This window comes from Cytophagales bacterium (assembly GCA_033344775.1).
Lineage (GTDB): Bacteria > Bacteroidota > Bacteroidia > Cytophagales > Cyclobacteriaceae > JAWPMT01.
Map to the genome: position 1 here is coordinate 635,195 of JAWPMT010000004.1, position 17,054 is coordinate 652,248.

Here is a 17,054-nt window from a genome sequence, read left to right on the forward strand (position 1 = left end):
CTTATTAATGGAATACAAAGCTAGAAGGACGATTTAAGGCCATTAAATTATGTGGGTCGACAAAGCGCTACGGATTTGTCACTAAGTGTAGACAAAGCGCTACTGTCTACGTTTTGTTGACATGAAGCAACCGAATGACCCAAGTTTTCGTCTGGTCTGTGCCTTGTTCGAATGAAAAACTCCGCCCTTTTTGATTACTTTCACCTTAACCTAAGTGCTATGAAATTCAGATATCAACTGCTTGCTGTCATGCTGTTGGCTTACCAATGGGCATGGAGCCAAAATCAGCAGAAGATCGACTCATTAAAGATGTTGGCAGAAGAGACTTCCGTAGATACCGTTCGCATTGACGCTTTTACGTTTCTAATGTCGGAAATCATGGCAAGCGATACGTTGGAAACTACACGCTTGCGGGATTTGGCCATTGATGAGTCTGAAGTCATTGATTACTACATCGGCCTCTCTGACGCATACTTTTATTACGGCTTCATGAAAATGCAATTGGGCCAGATGGACTCAGCAAGATGGCACTTTGAAAAGAGTCACGAATTCTCATTACCCACGAATGATATAAGTTTCATCGCTCGGGCATTATCTCAGATTGGATCGACTTATTATTATGAAAGTAAGTATCAGGAAGCAATCAATTATTACAATGCTTCTAATGACGCAGCGAAAGAGAGAAATGCTCCCAATGTTTTTGCCACAAATACTTCAAACATCGGAAATATCTATTATTCTCAAGGAGAGTATGATTCCGCTATCTATTATTATAAAAAAGCTTCACCCATATTGGACTCATTAGGCGAGTCTGACCGATTGAACTTTGCAATTTCTTTACAAAGCCTGGGGAATGCCTATAAATCTAAGAATGACTTTGCGAGGGCATTAGATTACTATTTTCAGTCATTGCAAACCAGCGAATCTATCGGAGATAGTGTTGGTGTTGCCATCTTGCTGGGCAATATAGGTGGGGTCTACAACTATCAAGATCAAACAGACCTTGCACTCGAATACTTTTTCAGAGAAAAGAAGGCGAAAGAGCAACTGGGAATGAGAAGAAGTTTGGCGAATACCTATTATAACCTTGGTTGGGTGTTGATAACCAAGAAATCCTTCAAGGAAGCTGAAACCTACATGAAACAGGCACTGGAGACCAGCAAGGCCAGCAACATTTCTGAAATGATCGCATATTCACACTCTGGTCTGGGTGAAATCTATTTGGAACTGGGTCAGTATGAGTTGACCAAATCTCATCTGGACAGTGCACTCTCCATAAGGGAAAAATTAGACCTGCCTAACGAACGCTCCCAGACACTCAATTTGCTGGGTATGTTGGCTAGTCAACAAAAAGAATATCAGAAAGCCCTTAATTACTTTGATGAGGGACTGGCCATTGGTCTGGAGCTTGAGGTACCTGAACTTGTTCGTAACATTTCCAGCAATCAGGCTGAGTTGTATGCTGAACTTGGTGAATTTCAGAAGGCTTATGAAGCACATGTTCGTTTTAAAGCCATGGATGACACGATTCGAAATGAAGACAACACCAGAAAAATTGCATTGATAGAATCTGAGTATTCATTCGAGAAAGAGAAAGATCAGATTGAAGCCGCTAACCAACAAAACATCCGTACACAAGAGGAAAAACTGAAGCTACAGCAGTATTACACGTTTGCTTCGACTGGTGGACTCTTCCTGATCATCGTGATCGCATTTATCCTCTATCGCAACTTCCAACAAAAGCAAAAAGCCAATCAACTACTGGAAGTAAAAAATGCCGAGATCATCAAACAAGCAGTTGAGCTGGAACATAAGAACGACGACTTACAGGAGCTTTCTTACTTTAAACAAGGCCTGACGGACATGATCGCCCACGATATGAAAAACCCGTTGAACGTCGTGATTGGACTCTCAGAAGGTGCGCCGGATGCCAACAAGATGAAGCAGGTAAATCAATCCGGCAAATTAATGCTGCAAATGGTAACCAATATGCTGGACGTCCAGAAGTTCGATGAGACCGAGATGAAGCTCAACCTTGCTCCTCACACGTTGTTAGACATACTGGTACAGGCAAAATTCCAGGTGGAGTTGTTGTCCATTGCAAGAAGCATACAACTGGACTTTCAGCAAGTAGGCAAGGACATCCATTTGCATTGTGACCGGGAGATCATCATGCGAGTGCTGGTCAATCTCTTCACCAACGGCATCAAATATTCTGATCCCGGAAGTAACATTACGGTGAAAGCTACCTCAATAAATGATCGGATCCAGATAGAAGTCGCGGACCAGGGAAAAGGCATTCACGAAGAAGACCTGCCATTTGTATTTGACAAATTCTGGCAAAGTGAAGCGAAAAAATCTGGTCAGATCCAGTCAACGGGACTAGGATTAACTTTCTGCAAAATAGCGGTTGAGGCCCACGACGGAAACATCCAGGTAAATTCGAGCCCAGGAAATGGCAGCACATTTTATTTTGATTTGGCCGTCGGAAATGCTGCTGTGGGAACCAGGGAAAAAACATCTGAGCTTTCCAAATCAGAAGTGGATGCTATTCAAGAAGTGATTACGGAAATTAGAAAAATTCCGTTGTATCAGTTCGCAGATATTGAAACGGCTTTGACAAAAATCACCTTACAAAGTGAGTCCATTGAGGAATGGAAGGAAGCCCTGAGGCACGCCGCTCTTAACTGGGATGAGGACGGATTCGAAAAATTGTTGAGTCAAAAGGAAATGAGTAAGCCATGAAAAAGACCATCCTCGTTGTAGATGACCACATCGACATCACTCGCATGGTGATCAATCACCTTTCAGCACAGGACAAATACCTTGTTCTCAATGCGAATAATGGAGAAATGGCGTGTCAAATTGCCATTGAAAGGCAACCAGATCTGATCCTGATGGACTGGGACATGCCGGTCATGAGCGGCGTGGAAGCCACGCGCCGACTTAAAAACACGGAAGAAACTTTTGACATCCCAGTGATCATTTCCACAGGTCGAATGACCTCTTCTGATGACCTGAAGGTAGCCCTGGAGGCCGGAGCCGTGGATTATATCCGCAAACCGATCGACTTTGTAGAATTGGACGCCAGGGTCAATACTGCGATTCGCATCAAGGAACAGAACGAGGCCATCAAAACCCTGCTACAACAAGACATAGAATTGAAAAATCGCAAGTTAAGTACCGCTTCTATGCTGATCGTGGAAAAGAATGGGCTCTTGCAGGATTTCTCAACAGAGCTTCAAAAAATTGAAACAGAGGTCAATAAAGGCAGTCAGGACCTCTCCACACAGTTGAAAAACCTTCGTAAACGGGTCAACAATCACCTCGATATTGACAATAGCTGGGAAACGTTTAGACTTCATTTCGATGAGGTACATCCTGACTTTTTCAATGCCCTGACCTCTCAATTTCAGAACCTGTCTCACAAAGACCTCAAATTGTCGGCCTATCTCAAGATGGGTTTGGACAACAAACAAATCGCCCAGTTATTGAACATTACGCCATCCAGTACCCGCACGGCACTGACAAGATTGAAACAAAAGATGGGATTGGAAGAAGAAATAAATCTGAGGGCAATGATTGGAGAATTGGGTTAAAGGTGATTGATCTAGCCTGTGTAAGCTTTTATCTCCTAAATTCCTGTGCAAGGAAACCTGGAATGGGGCAGCACCTGCCCCTTATTTTCACAAACGATCTTTAAACGCTTCTTTTGCCCATTCCTCAAAATCAGGTAACTGGATATCAAGCAGTGATCTGATTTCCTCCGTATCCGGATTTAAGAGGTCCTGCCCTACCGTGTCCTGATATTCATAAAATTCAGCATAATCATGTGCTACACTTTCACCTAAAATCGGCGTTAGAAACCCATGTAATTGCTCGTGGGTGATCGCAATGTATTTGAGTTCTTTTCCTAAAATGAGACCAAGTCTTCTCGCTAGTTCATTTCCATTGATCCCTTCCTTTCCGCCAATCCGATAAAGCTTACCTTCTAACCTTGTTGACTTTAGCGCTGCTTCCACATAAATCGCAAGATCACTCCAGGAAAGATAATTCACCGGATATTCCGGAGGGATGGTTTGAGGAATCGTTCCTGTCCCTTCTATGGCTCCTCGGTATGCCGTTGAAAAATTCTCCAGGTATTCGGTTCCACTTAGAATCGGAGCCTCTGGTAACAGTTCCAGAGAGAGTTCTTTCATTTTTACACGCGCATCCACACTTGCTTTTCCAACTTTATGATCAGGAAACGTGCTACTGATCACAAAAACTGTTTTTGGTGAGCCTGCCTCCTTAATTGCCGAAAGTGCCTGATTAGCAATTTCCACCATCTCAAAAGGTGCAATTTGCGCAGGAATCTGAAGCACTACCTGATCTACCTGGCTGATTCTCGTAACCAAAGTTCCCCTTTTGAAATCTGAAACGAACGCTTCAAACCCATGTTCCTCCATGGAGATCGCTTTTTCTTCCGTTCGTACTGGAGTAACAATATGATGTCCCCCAGCTTTTAGTCGGTTGGCGATGGTCAGCCCCTGCATCCCAGTGGCATTAAAAACCAGTATCGTACTCATTGGATATATTTTTTTCGTTGTACAATACTATTTAGATTTAAGTATATATAGTATATCAGTATACAATTGTATACTAGTATCAAATAGTATACTTATGAGAGACGAACCACAATCAGAACAAGTGAATTATCAGTCGGAGATCACACAAAAATTACTACCGGTCATGGACACGATGGAATTGCTAAGTGGCAGATGGAAGATCATCATCATGACTGCTCTCTACGTAGGAGGAACCATGCGATTCAATGAAATCAAGAGAAATATTCCCAGAATAACCGGTCGTGCCTTGTCTATGGACTTAAAGTTTCTGGAAGAACATGACATTATTTCCAGAGCCATAAAAGACACGGCACCCATTACGGTAGAATACCAACTTACTGAATATGGTCGTTCGTTGGATCCTGTGTTTCAGGCGTTGACTGCATGGGGCATGAAACATCGGAAAAAAATAATGGGTAAGTAATTGCTAGCTACGCAGATGAAAACTCCTGCGAATCATAGGCTGTAACTTCTAAATGTGTATCGGAGATAACTCCAACAGGGGTATTTAGCCTTCGTGAAGTAGATTCTATAGATCTAGCAAAAATTTATTTTACATACCCCTTTTATTTAAATGGGTGTATATTTAGTTATAAATATCTATTGAAAATGAAGGACCCCCTTGAGCGAGAAAAATTGGCGCACCAAAATATGATATATAGCATCCAGAGAATTGACTTGCTGATTATTTCTATTAGTGGGGCGGGTATTTATGTATGCTTTGAAACTATTAAGTTTCTGATCTCAAAGAACCTTCCTCCAGAAATCTCTGTAAAGGTTGCAGGAGGGCTCTTCTTAATTGGTATCATTATTAATTTCATTTCTCAGCTGACTGGTTATGAGACTAATAAGTTCGACTACCTTATGTATTTAGTAGAGTCTGAAAGTGAGGAAGAATTGAGCAACGACCAAAAAGTAGAACGGGATCGCTGTGACAAAAAATCAGAGAAATTCTCAAAAGCAACTTATATCTTGAATTATGCAAGTATGGGATTCATGTTTGCTGGCCTTATCACACTAATGATTTATTTCCTATTCATTTTTTCGGTGGCGGGCTCGGGGGTGAAGGTGTTCTTGGAGCTCCTAATGGAATATAATCAGGGTTAACCGGTGGTTTAGGGGGTTGTTGCTTAGCCATATATACTTATTTTCTTGGTTTAGGTGTTCTTGGAGCTCCTTCATTTATACGTTCCGGTTTCGGATTAGGGGGTGCAGGAGTAGGACTTGGTCTTTGTTCTTTTGCCATAATGAAAAAATTATTTTATTTCTCTTTGACTTTATGAGAATAAATATAATTCAATTCCATTAAGTACAAGAAATTGAACCTTAGAAACGATTTGAAAAAATAATGCCCTTAATCTTAAATCGTCCTATAGTAAAAATCCGATCTAGCCTTTACAGGGTATTCACCTGAGGAACGGCATTACTCTCGTCTGAGATAACTCCAACAAGGAGCAACCCTCAGAAACAACTTAATCTGAGAGGTTGAATTGCCAGTTCACGCCATATTTGTCAGCACACCATCCAAACTTCTTTCCGAAACCGTAATTATCTGACGGATAGTGATCCAGCGGAACCATCACCATACCACCATCCGAAAGTTTTTCGAACAAAGCATCAATTTCACTTTCATCGCCGGATTCAACAAATAATGACACCCCAGGCGACATGGACCAGGCATGATTGTAATTATTCTCTGAAATCATGTAGGTAGTCCCATTCAACGTGAATACCCCATGTTTTACTAATTCAGGTGTACCGGCTGGTTCACCATGCTTATACTTTGTGATGCTATTGATTTCCGAATTAGGAAAGACGGAAGTATAAAATTGCATGGCCTCTTCTGCTTTTCCGCATTGGTCTCCTACAAACGTTAAAAAAGTGGTTGATTTCATGGATCTAAGGATTAATTCTTGATTAAAAATATCGAAGATTCGTAGGTGCCTTTGCAGGTGTTATCACCGGCAAAAAAAACGCTGTGCCCTTGAATTCCTGTTGGAGATAAATCCAACGGGGGCATTTCTGAGAGCAGTCAATAATTGTTCCTGATTAACAGGCAACACATAATTCACCATGCCGGAGGTAATTGATGATCTTCTCTTTCTGTTTGTTGTGCTGCCAGATGTGGAATTCAATTAAGTAATACCACTCTTTGGTACTGATGTCACCGAACATTGGATGAAAATGCTTGTTAGCCGAGGAACTTTCTAAAACAGGCTGTTGTAAGTCTTTCACTTCCTGAATAAACGAGCTAAAATCTTCAACAAGGTCTTCTTTCGTTCGCTTAATTGGAGAAAAGAGATCGATGAATTTGGTTGGGAACTCCTCCATCCGCATATGGACTTGTTTTCTGTAAACGAGATCAAAAATGGCTATCCCCGTCAGGTTTTTGGAACGTTTTCTAATAGCTCCATCGGTAAGGCTTTGTTTGAGACAAGGTATTTGGTAAGTACGCGCCACTTTCATGACATGATCATATACTTCCGCAAGGGACCATGTTTTAGGGTCAGGATTGATTTGGATGATTTCAGCATCCCACATTTTCAAATCCACCAACCATTCATCAGCCAGTTGATCAAATCTTGCTATCGCTCGTTGGGCATTCATGCTGTAAGCTATTCATATCCATCGCTATAGTCAAGAATATTCCTTTACTGGTCGAGTTTTAATCGATCCAGTACCTGCCTTTACATACCAAGTGACTGACTCTCTTCCAGAGATTCCACAATCATTATCTCAATCTATTGATTTTGGTATACCAAATCAGGGTGTTGCTCCAACGTCCTCCCGGGATGTTCATTTTTGTTTGGCTTTTTCTCGTACCCAATCCTTATCATGAACTACTCATTGACGATGCAAACCAAACATAAACGTCCATCGAACTAATAAAGGAGCTCACTCTCTTTTCTAAAAGCGAACCCCTACTATTTGACAAACATCTGTCTCCTTATTCTTCCCCCTGCATATAGTTAACTACTCGCCAGGTAAGTATCCAAGGTGCAGAACCCTTGAAACAATCGGGCACCACCCCTTGCTTTACCAATGTATCGTGAGCTGTCGCCTGATAAATGTAAGGTTGTACGGTGATGCTGGTATAATCGGTTGATTTCATAGGAGTATTTACCTGAATCCTGGGCATACTCGCTGTAAACCCATTCTTAAAGGAATTGTAAACGTCCGAAGAATTATCCCAACTTCCACCGCCCGAAACACTGAAGCCAAATACACCGATATTCAAACCACCATCAAATTTGACTGAAGTAGTAGTTGCATTTCCTTCTTTAGCCGATTGATTGGCAGAAATAGTGCAAGAGCCGTGTGCTGATTGATTGGCTTCCAGCGTCGTAATGGCAACGCTATCATTGCTACCTTCCCCGAAAACCGGCAAATTAGGTAAAGGGAAATTTTCAACTCTCCATGCTTCAAAATCATCTCCTCGCGGTAAAGCATTCAGGCCAGCACTCACCTCATGCCCACCTGGGTGGAGGGTATCATAACTTTGAAAATACGTGCGCATATTGATGTAAGAAGTGATGTAAATATGAAGTGTGGTATCACTTCCATCAGGAGCATAAAGATGATACTTCCTGTTTTGAATAGTAGGCTGATTGAACAATAACAGACCAGGGAATATAATTCCGTCTTTGCGCTCCTCAGGTGGCGAACTAAAGGGCCCTAATGTAACCGTATTCGACACTTCGTACGAAAACGATGTTCCAGCAGAGGATTTGAGATCTTCTGAAATATTTCCACCCAAACTAAACATATCTCCTTTACCAGAAGCTCCTGCAGAGTAGCTAGTTGTCGAAGTTTGCTTAAGCTCAGATCCGGAATCTGTCGTATAATCAAAGCTTACGGAGGGCGCACCTATGGATATCTCTTTTCCATTATAGGGAAAAGGTGGGAGCCCTTCAATAATGCCCAGGAGCGTCCAACTCTGGTAGTACGCTTTTTTCTGTTCTGGCGTAAGTCCCATATCGTCTATTTGGGAGGTATCCGTTGTGGTCTCATCTTCAAACACCAGTGTTCCGGTTGGCACCGCGAATAACTGGAGGGACAAATTGTTGTTTCCAATAGAGGAATACTGTCCGACGATCAGGCATCGAAAATAGGATTGATTTCCAATATCATGTAAGTGTTCAAACACAAACATGTCATAAAGATCATCTGTTGTTGTATCCCCCAGTACCAGAGAAAAAGCATCCTCATCATAATCTGAGGACGCTTGTATGCAGTTTACCGGATTCTTCAATCCTCTTACCGCTTCCAGGAAAACGACAGACTGATTATCTTTCATGTCTCCGCCGGATTGTTTTAAGAGAGGTCCATCCCCAGCATACATGATGGTATTGGCTTGACCCTGTGTTGGACTTGCCACATGTGCCACTTGATTAGGATACCAAATGTTTTCAATGATATGGGCGGAATATACATTTCCGACGTGATCTGTCAAACAGATAATGTGCCCTTCCTGATTAATGGTTGATGCTGTCAATCGATTAAATGGCGTCTGAGGTTGAGGCATATTCGAAGGCAACTGAGAAAAATCAACATCAATCGTCTCACTTTCACTAATTGTGATCTGATTTGATCCCGCGATTACCTTATCAAAAATGCTATACCCCACTTTTGTATTGTCCTCATTGAGATAAAATAATTGTACATTCCCTGAAGAAACCACTGCATTCATGTCGTAAATAGCATGGGGTAATTCAAGGGTATAGTAACCCTCCACGCCAAAATCCAGATTCATTGTCACCAGGTAAATAGTCTTCCAGTCTGGGCCCAACAAAAACAAATAGAACGTTTCCTGAAACACAGTGGCTGATATCCGCTGAAGTTCAATCCCACTGTCACCACAAGGAATTCCACCAAGTTCACCTGAATAGGTTTTTGGATATGGGGCTGTTACAAAATCATAATCGGTGACACCTTCATTCTCTGTTAAGGATAACTTCACTTCGTGAACTTGATACTTTGCCGGAAAGATGCTGTTCGTATTCTGCACAAAAAACACAAGTGATCTTCCCCCATATCGAATACCCGTGACTAATTGAAAATCTCCATAATCAGTCGAAAATGGCTTCATTGGCGGGTTAAATTCCATATAAGGTTTATTGACAACAATGGGATTCGTCTTCGTTGAAGAACTAGGCATAAATATTCGGGTTATTTGAATTAAAAATTACCGGGTAACAAAGTCTAAAATAGATCAAAACATATCACACAGCAACCAAAAAGTAAATTGAGAAAAATTAAAGTAACCCTGTATTGTTTAAAAGTACATGTTCAGGGTTCGCTTTGCAAACTGGTTCCTATGTTGGAACAATCACTAAAAAGACCAAATCTTTAAAATCAGTCTGGATTTGAAGCAGGTTCTATAACTAGCGAGGTATTGATCACTACCAATCATTTAAATTGTAGATAGAATTACTTTTTTATTGTTGAAAGTCAACACTTGCCTAAATCGTCAAAGTCAAATGAAGTGATCTCCCGGATCCAGCAACAGCAGGGTAAGTGTAGATTTTGTCTATCCTGTTTGCCTACCTACATTCCAATAAGGAGATTATTACCGTTTCGGAGGCACCTGGAAAGGAAACAGACATTAACATTGTGTCCGTAACTGAAAGGCAACTATATGTCATGAGAAAAAGGCGTCTATTTGAAAACATCACCTTTAGTTGGCTCCTCGCCTTTTTGGTGTTGATTACGGTAAACCAAGTGTTCGCGCAAGAAAACACTGATAAACCGAAACGAAAAATGTCATGGTCCGCATTCCCGGCACTTGCCTCACAGCCAGAGACCGGATTTCAGTTTGGAGCGAGCGGAGGGTTTACCTGGTCTGATCCCGATACCACAAAGACATTTAGCAGGCCTTCTTCGTTGACTCCTTTTTTTCTTTATACGGTACGTAATCAAATCATCTCGGGACTGACCCTGGATTACTTCTTTTTAGATGGTAAAAACCTCGGTTTAAGTCCTCGTTTCCGTCTTTTTCCTGATAAATTTTTTGGCATCGGTAATGACACGGATCCTGACATTTCAGAAGGCTACACGCACCTTTTTTTCCAGCTGGAAGGTCAGTATTCCTTTCCCCTAAATGACAAACTGTTCTACGGAGCTTACTTTGATATTCAGCAAAGCAACTTACGAGAGTTAGAGGCCGGAGGCATTCTGGAAACCAATGTATTAGAAGGTTCAAATGGCGGATTTCAAGCAGGTATTGGGCCTGCAGTCAGATTGGATAGTCGTGACAATACCATATATCCAACACAGGGTTATTTCATCAATCTTAGAACGCTATTTAATTACGTCGGGGACTTTTCTTACAGCAACCTAACCATCGATGCCAGGAGATATATTGGATGGAATGAAGGTAAGGACGTATTGGCGATACAAGCTTTTGGATCTTTTAACGCAGGTAGAATCCCCTTTTACAAATTACCACAGCTAGGTGGGGATGCCGCACTTAGAGGCATCAGCAATGCAAGTGTCTACAGGGACAATCAAATGATGTACAGTCAGGTAGAGTACAGGAGATATTTATTTTGGATTGTTGGTGCTGTAGCCTACCTGGGGGCTGGTGATGTGGCTGAAAATCTGGAGGATTTTCGACTCGGTGAATTCAAATATGCCGGAGGTGTGGGCCTCAGGTTCCAGGTGGTCAGAGATGAGCGTCTTAATATTCGATTCGACTATGGCCTGGCCCGAAGGAACCAGTCTGCATTTTACGTTTCGATTCTGGAGGCATTTTAGGTTGCTACAACCAGTCAGCTTGAGTCTACTTGCTTGTCATCTTGAGCCTGTCGAAAGATAGACAAGCTCAAAGTGACAGGCTTTTCCACCTCAGAAATTATCGTAATAAACATGATCCTTCACGATCAGACCATTTTCAAAAGTCATGATTGCACAAATTGGCAGCGAGAACCTGGTCCCATCGGGAGCTGTTCCCATTGAGATGAATTCTACAATCACGGTGTTCCCGGAGGGATGAATGCTTATTACAGAATCTTTTACATCCGGAATCATTTCGTTGAGAGCTGTGTAATGAGCGATGATATCAGCCCTGGATTGCTCAAACGACCCAAACCCCAATGCAGGATCCTGAACTGAAACCGTGTCTGCATACATGTTCGCCATCGCTTCCCAATCATGGGCGTTGAAGTATCCAAAAAACGCTTCGAAATACGTCTTGTAGTCCATGTTTTCCGTTGATTTGGGTTTTCCGGAAATGATCAAAAAGGCAAACAGCACACCCAGAGCAGTAATTAAATGGAGTTTCATCGTGTAGTATTTATGGTTAGTCATAACTCTTAAATGATTGACGCTTCGCCTATTGGACAACTACCATAAACTTTTTTTCATTTTATCTCAATCGAGGAGATTGAAATATGTTGGATCGCCGGCTTTGCTATTTGAAATGAAGACAAAACAGAATTATCTACAATGAGTAAATAAAAAAGCGACACCCCTAAAACGTGTCGCTTCTCATTAAGAACCAGCTATGGAAAATAGATACTCACTATTTTTACGACGCTCAATTTATATGCAGATTTGAAGTAGAGCCATACTACTTCGACGAAATGCATGAATAAGGCAGTGAACTGCTATAATTTTCGGATAATGACTTTGAGCCAAGTCAACTTAGTATCTGTTTCTCAAATGACTGGCCTGCTTACGATTAAATAGCTGTCACAAAATGATTCAATTGCTCGTAGAAAGCTTCAGCCAGGGCTGAAGCTTTAATACCATGTATTTCTTCAAAATTTTGATGAAAAGAGGGTAATGAAAAGGTTCCTACAACATGAGCGCCCTGATACGGAAAGGTCAAGTTTGCTGAAGCCAAAACACCTGCACCTCCTCTTTGACCGGGAGAAGTCGCTAACAATAATACTGGCTTATCAGCCCACGTTCCTTTTTCTATTCTTGATACCCAATCGGTAATGTTCTTAAAACCGGCGGAGTAACTTCCATTGTGTTCTGCTAACGAGATGACGATGCCATCAGCCGTTTTGATTTTGGTTTTAAAATCATGTGCCAGCTGGGGAATGCCCGTTTCATTTTCTCGATCAATGCTGTAAATCGGCATTTCGAAATCATTGAGGTCGAGTAACTCTACCGCCGTGTTTTCAATCCGCTGCGCGGCCCATCGGGCGAACCGGCCATTAATGGACTGACGACTGTTGCTCGCGCCAATGGCGAGGATCTTTTTCATGGTGTATTTCCTTTCAGTTTTTGAATTAAATGATCTAATTGTTCAAGTTCTTTTTCAGTAAGGTTATCCTTCATTGGCTCATGAAAGGTCTGTACTTTTTCATCAAGCACTGCTAGAAATGCCCTGCCTTCTTCAGTAATGGTTATATCCATTTTTCTCCGATTGGAATGACACTCCTGGCGATCTACCAAACCCTTAACCAGGAGCTTGTCAATGATCCGTGTGACATTACTGGTCCGCTGCACCATCTGTTCCTGAATTTCTACCACAGTAACAGGGTCTCCTTTCCGCCCCTTCAGGATCCTCAAAACATTGAATTGAGGCTCAGTAACGTCATGCTCTTTTAGCTCTTGCGAAACCTGATCCGTGATCCAGTGTCCGGTCCTGATGATCTGATGTATTGCATTATAATAATTTGACATCATTACAACTATTGTATGTACAATAGTAACAAATAACTTTAGATTAAGTTCATCTCTTGATCAGTTTTCCTCTATCTATCACAAATGACTCCTACCCCATTATCTCGATTTCACAGTGATCTGTTCAAATCGGCTCATTCCCAAATCCGAGTGAAATTGTATCCAATATTCAATTGAAGCACGACCGGACCATAGAATGTTTCTTCCCGGATTTGCCGTTGAGCTAAAACAATATCGGACAGCAGGATATCTTCGGTACCTACCAACTGAATGTTTTCATCATCCGGGAAGCTCAACGGAATGCTTAATCCGAGGTTGAAAGAAAGTCCTTTTTCCAATACAAGCGAATAGCCTAACCCCAACATCATGGCATGGACGTTTTTGGAATTCCACGAAATATTCAGGTCCGTAGAATAGGCATTGTTGCCAATGAGAAGCTCATCTCCTTTTCGATCCAGATCCATCTGGTAGTCCACCTTACCGACGTTCGCATAGGCTAGCGAAGCGTACAAGCCAACTTTGAAAGGACTGAACCGGGTTTCTATCTGATGGATCGGACCCGTTTGATGTTCGAGCACGATATCAGCATCCAGCGCCCTTAAGGTCAACCCCCAGGATTCTTTCAAGGTAAGATCCAGTGGCGCGTAGAAGGAATACCCTACAAACAGATAGCGATTGAAATGATACCCTAATGAAAGGCCCGGATACCAGGAATTGACATTCAGATCGTCCACCGTATTATCAGCCAGTGAGTTTGCCGCAAGGTCCACAAACAGTCCTGAAAGGTTTACCTGAAGTTGTAGCGGTCGTTCTACACGATGTTGTGCTACTCCGGAATGGATACAAATAATGAATATCAGCATCAATATTTTCTTCATACGGATTGCAATGATTTTTTGAGGAATACCATACGGCAAACCTATCAGGAGTGACTACCTCGATCGATCAAAAGGTGGCTTCTTTTTGTCCTGAAACAAGTTTTCGGAGAAATTGGGCGCTACTCAAGCGTTGATTTGTACTGCCTGGGGGTCATCCCCGCATGTTTTTTAAAGGCGGCGTAAAAAGCAGAACTTGACTTGAAACCACACTTTTCAGCGATGGCCACTAGCGTATAGTTCTTTGACGAGTCTTCTTTGATGGTTTTCTTAAATGCAGCTACCCGATATTCATTGATAAAATCAACAAAGTTTTGACCTGTATGCTGATTAATGGTCAACGAAATGATCCGGGGAGTAAGCTGAGTTTCGCTCGCGAGCATTTGTTGTGAGAAATTGGGATCCTTATACAGCATTTGATCTGAAATGACCTGACGTATTTTTTCGATGTTGCTGTGTAGTTCAGATTCTCCTAATTGAGAAGTTTCGTATTTCTCTTTTTGCACAAACCCACTATTCACGGTTTGACTCATGTAACTCAGAAAGATCGCGCAGGCACCAAAAAACAGGGCAAGATTCAGTGAAATTAAATCCGAAACAGGCGTGTTGTAAACTTGTTCGATGATCAAAATAATCAGTTGCATCAACCAGGGGGTCACAATGAGCCACACGGCCACTTTGATCCATTTTAGAGGTCCCGTGGAATGGTCATTGCCCCATAGCTTCTTGATGGACAAACCAATGTATATAACGAACTGTACATTAAACAAAAGGTAGCATGCTGTACTGACGATGTTCTTTACTTCACTGTACGCTCCCCATGCAAATAGATTGATAATTAGAAAACCGAAATAAGCCGGAAATGGAGCGTAATGAAACCAAGGTTGCCGCAATGCTTTTGTTTTCAATTTTGTCGCGACAAACAAATAAATCGACGGAGGCACCAGCAGCAGTAAAGCATTAGAAAAATCCTGGTAAAACGCCAGGGCTTCCTGATAGTAACTCAACCGGAAGATCGAATTAAGGATGATGAAAGAAAAGGCAGAAAGCAGAACGATCAAATATTGGTTCTCCGGCTTGACTTTCCTGCTTTTCAATAGCGAGAAACACAAAAATAGCGCCTGTCCAAAACCAAGGATATTGAGTAGTATACTGATGTCTACAAGAACAACGGGCATTTGTAAATGTGAATCGAGTGACTAAAAATACGATCATTTTTGAATTTCAATCACAACAGACTTGAGGTACAAGTACTTCACCATTCAAATAACCTGTGAATAAAAAACTTAATGCTCAAAATCAAATTTTCCCAATTTCACCTTTACGCTTGAAAACGGCTGCTGATAAAAACGTTTGTTGGAGCTCCGTAGATCGGATTGGTCAAGGCTGCGAAGCCTGGTGGGAAAGGAGACTCACCCATCCTTAGTGAATTATAGGTTGTGATCAGTGACATGCGTATGCGTACAATGACCAGACTTGACTTCATCAAGACAGCCTGGAAACGCTTCACAGGCATTCGATACATTGTCCTTACGGGAAATAGTTACAATAAAAAAACTAGAAAACGCATTGGAAGGTCATGTAATCGAACGCCTTTTTAAAAACTTATGTCCATGAAACCACTTAAGATGCTGTAACCTTTTCAGGCTGATCATTGCTTATCTCCCAGGTCAAAGAAATGTTGTTCTAAATGAGCATGGACTATTTTGCTTTTAGTCCAAGTCCTAAATCATGTCTACTGGTGTCTTGCTTTCTGCCATTATAGGCAATAATCCCATAATCCATTTTCTATGGAAAACACAAAATCTAGATTTCGTGAGTAACGTGTTTAAGAACCTTAAGAACTGACTGATTGAATTTTACCAGGAATAAAGCTTAGACAGTTCTAAGTCACTGATTATCAATGCATGTAAATGCTTAACCCGGCTACATTCTGGTTCAACGGATAAATTGAACTGTTCATCGAAGAACTAGCCCACATATGATCTAAATAGCTTCATTTTAAGGACATAATCATACTGTATTACTTTCTTACAATTAAGGAAAGTACCACTCTCTAAGGCCAGCAAGTAGTTTATTTCAACTCCTACTCCTATTGTCTTCTATGAAGACAGCCCTGATTGATGATGACTCCATTCTAATATAATGATTACCAACGCCGCCAAAGAGAACTATTTTCAGTTATTTCCCGAAGAATTACTTGCCAGTGTATTGGATGCTTTTGTCATCAATCAACCGATGATCGGAGAAGTTGGTGGTGATGGATTCTGGGTACACCAGACACAAGAATACCTGTTTGTGGTAGTATTTGATTGTATGGGGCATGGTTACGGCGCCAGTATGATGACACGGATTTATACCAGAGCGCTGGAACAAATTGTGGGTGAATTGACTGACCCTAATCAAATTTTGACTGCAGTTCATGAGCACGTGAAATCACTTTTCTTTGGTAAACCAAAGAAGCACATTGGTTCGGGTGCAGATATGGGTGTACTTCGAATCAGCAAGACCAGTAGAGAGTTGATTTTTGCAGGAGCAAAAACCAACCTGATTCGCGTGTCAGTCGATCAATGTGAGATTCTCAAAGCGGATCGGTTACAGTTAGGAGAACTGTTCGAGTATCCCAGGGCGTATACCAACCACGTTATGCATCTTAATGAACCTCAAGGAGCAAATTTTTACCTGGCCAGTGATGGATTTACAGACATGATTGGAGGGCAAGACACCAAGCGATTTGGGAGTAAACAAGTAAAACACTTATTAAAAAAGGTAGCTCACCATCCAATCAATATTCAAAAAGAAAAGATCACCAGTAGCATCGCCTCCTGGTGTGGAGCTAATGAGCCGGTAGATGACTTACTGATCGTCGGATTAAGGATATGAAAATGATCAAAAAAATACTGAAAACAAAGATTTGATCTAATTCATGCGTACT

At 41.6% G+C, this 17,054-nt stretch carries 15 protein-coding genes; 6 read left to right on the forward strand and 9 right to left on the reverse strand.

Going from position 1 to position 17,054, the window contains the following annotated elements:
* Nucleotides 1-219 precede the first annotated feature (219 nt).
* Nucleotides 220-2,745 (forward strand): tetratricopeptide repeat-containing sensor histidine kinase, encoded by a 2,526-nt coding sequence (locus R8G66_11370; protein ID MDW3192960.1) that lies wholly within the window; start codon nt 220-222, stop codon nt 2,743-2,745.
* Nucleotides 2,742-3,599: a response regulator gene (locus R8G66_11375; protein ID MDW3192961.1), complete on the forward strand. Its 858-nt coding sequence runs from the start codon at nt 2,742-2,744 to the stop codon at nt 3,597-3,599. The genes R8G66_11370 and R8G66_11375 overlap by 4 nt, the downstream gene beginning before the upstream one ends.
* Nucleotides 3,600-3,686: 87 nt before the next feature.
* Here R8G66_11375 and R8G66_11380 read toward each other — a convergent pair whose 3' ends face one another.
* A complete protein-coding gene (locus R8G66_11380; protein MDW3192962.1) occupies nt 3,687-4,568 on the reverse strand; it encodes an NmrA family NAD(P)-binding protein in 882 nt (293 codons plus the stop codon).
* Between the two features lie 94 nt (nt 4,569-4,662).
* On the opposite strand from R8G66_11380, the gene R8G66_11385 reads away from it, so the two are divergent.
* A complete protein-coding gene (locus R8G66_11385; GenBank protein ID MDW3192963.1) occupies nt 4,663-5,031 on the forward strand; it encodes a helix-turn-helix domain-containing protein in 369 nt (122 codons plus the stop codon).
* 179 nt (nt 5,032-5,210) lie between these two features.
* Nucleotides 5,211-5,714 (forward strand): hypothetical protein, encoded by a 504-nt coding sequence (locus R8G66_11390; protein ID MDW3192964.1) that lies wholly within the window; start codon nt 5,211-5,213, stop codon nt 5,712-5,714.
* Between the two features lie 365 nt (nt 5,715-6,079).
* Here the strand turns inward: R8G66_11390 and R8G66_11395 are convergent, their stop codons facing one another.
* The 3 genes from R8G66_11395 to R8G66_11405 form a co-directional block, all read right to left on the reverse strand.
* A complete protein-coding gene (locus R8G66_11395; protein ID MDW3192965.1) occupies nt 6,080-6,502 on the reverse strand; it encodes a VOC family protein in 423 nt (140 codons plus the stop codon).
* 154 nt (nt 6,503-6,656) lie between these two features.
* Nucleotides 6,657-7,214 (reverse strand): hypothetical protein, encoded by a 558-nt coding sequence (locus R8G66_11400; protein ID MDW3192966.1) that lies wholly within the window; start codon nt 7,212-7,214, stop codon nt 6,657-6,659.
* A gap of 340 nt (nt 7,215-7,554) precedes the next feature.
* Nucleotides 7,555-9,696: a hypothetical protein gene (locus R8G66_11405; GenBank protein ID MDW3192967.1), complete on the reverse strand. Its 2,142-nt coding sequence runs from the start codon at nt 9,694-9,696 to the stop codon at nt 7,555-7,557.
* A 554-nt stretch (nt 9,697-10,250) separates the two neighbouring features.
* On the opposite strand from R8G66_11405, the gene R8G66_11410 reads away from it, so the two are divergent.
* Nucleotides 10,251-11,363: a BamA/TamA family outer membrane protein gene (locus R8G66_11410; GenBank protein MDW3192968.1), complete on the forward strand. Its 1,113-nt coding sequence runs from the start codon at nt 10,251-10,253 to the stop codon at nt 11,361-11,363.
* Nucleotides 11,364-11,453: 90 nt separating this feature from the next.
* Here the strand turns inward: R8G66_11410 and R8G66_11415 are convergent, their stop codons facing one another.
* The 5 genes from R8G66_11415 to R8G66_11435 form a co-directional block, all read right to left on the reverse strand.
* Nucleotides 11,454-11,891 (reverse strand): nuclear transport factor 2 family protein, encoded by a 438-nt coding sequence (locus R8G66_11415; protein MDW3192969.1) that lies wholly within the window; start codon nt 11,889-11,891, stop codon nt 11,454-11,456.
* A gap of 397 nt (nt 11,892-12,288) precedes the next feature.
* The gene (locus tag R8G66_11420; GenBank protein MDW3192970.1) at nt 12,289-12,822 is read right to left on the reverse strand and encodes an NAD(P)H-dependent oxidoreductase; all 534 of its coding nucleotides are present in this window, start codon (nt 12,820-12,822) and stop codon (nt 12,289-12,291) included.
* Nucleotides 12,819-13,247, reverse strand: coding sequence for a MarR family transcriptional regulator (locus R8G66_11425; GenBank protein ID MDW3192971.1), 429 nt, complete (start codon nt 13,245-13,247; stop codon nt 12,819-12,821). Before R8G66_11425 ends, R8G66_11420 begins: the two co-directional genes overlap by 4 nt.
* 131 nt (nt 13,248-13,378) lie before the next feature.
* Nucleotides 13,379-14,122 carry a hypothetical protein gene (locus R8G66_11430; GenBank protein ID MDW3192972.1) on the reverse strand — a complete coding sequence of 248 codons (744 nt, stop codon included), beginning with the start codon at nt 14,120-14,122 and terminating at the stop codon, nt 13,379-13,381.
* A gap of 119 nt (nt 14,123-14,241) precedes the next feature.
* Nucleotides 14,242-15,297 (reverse strand): helix-turn-helix domain-containing protein, encoded by a 1,056-nt coding sequence (locus R8G66_11435; protein ID MDW3192973.1) that lies wholly within the window; start codon nt 15,295-15,297, stop codon nt 14,242-14,244.
* A 967-nt stretch (nt 15,298-16,264) separates the two neighbouring features.
* Here R8G66_11435 and R8G66_11440 point away from each other — a divergent pair.
* The gene (locus R8G66_11440; protein ID MDW3192974.1) at nt 16,265-17,002 is read left to right on the forward strand and encodes a SpoIIE family protein phosphatase; all 738 of its coding nucleotides are present in this window, start codon (nt 16,265-16,267) and stop codon (nt 17,000-17,002) included.
* Nucleotides 17,003-17,054 lie beyond the last annotated feature (52 nt).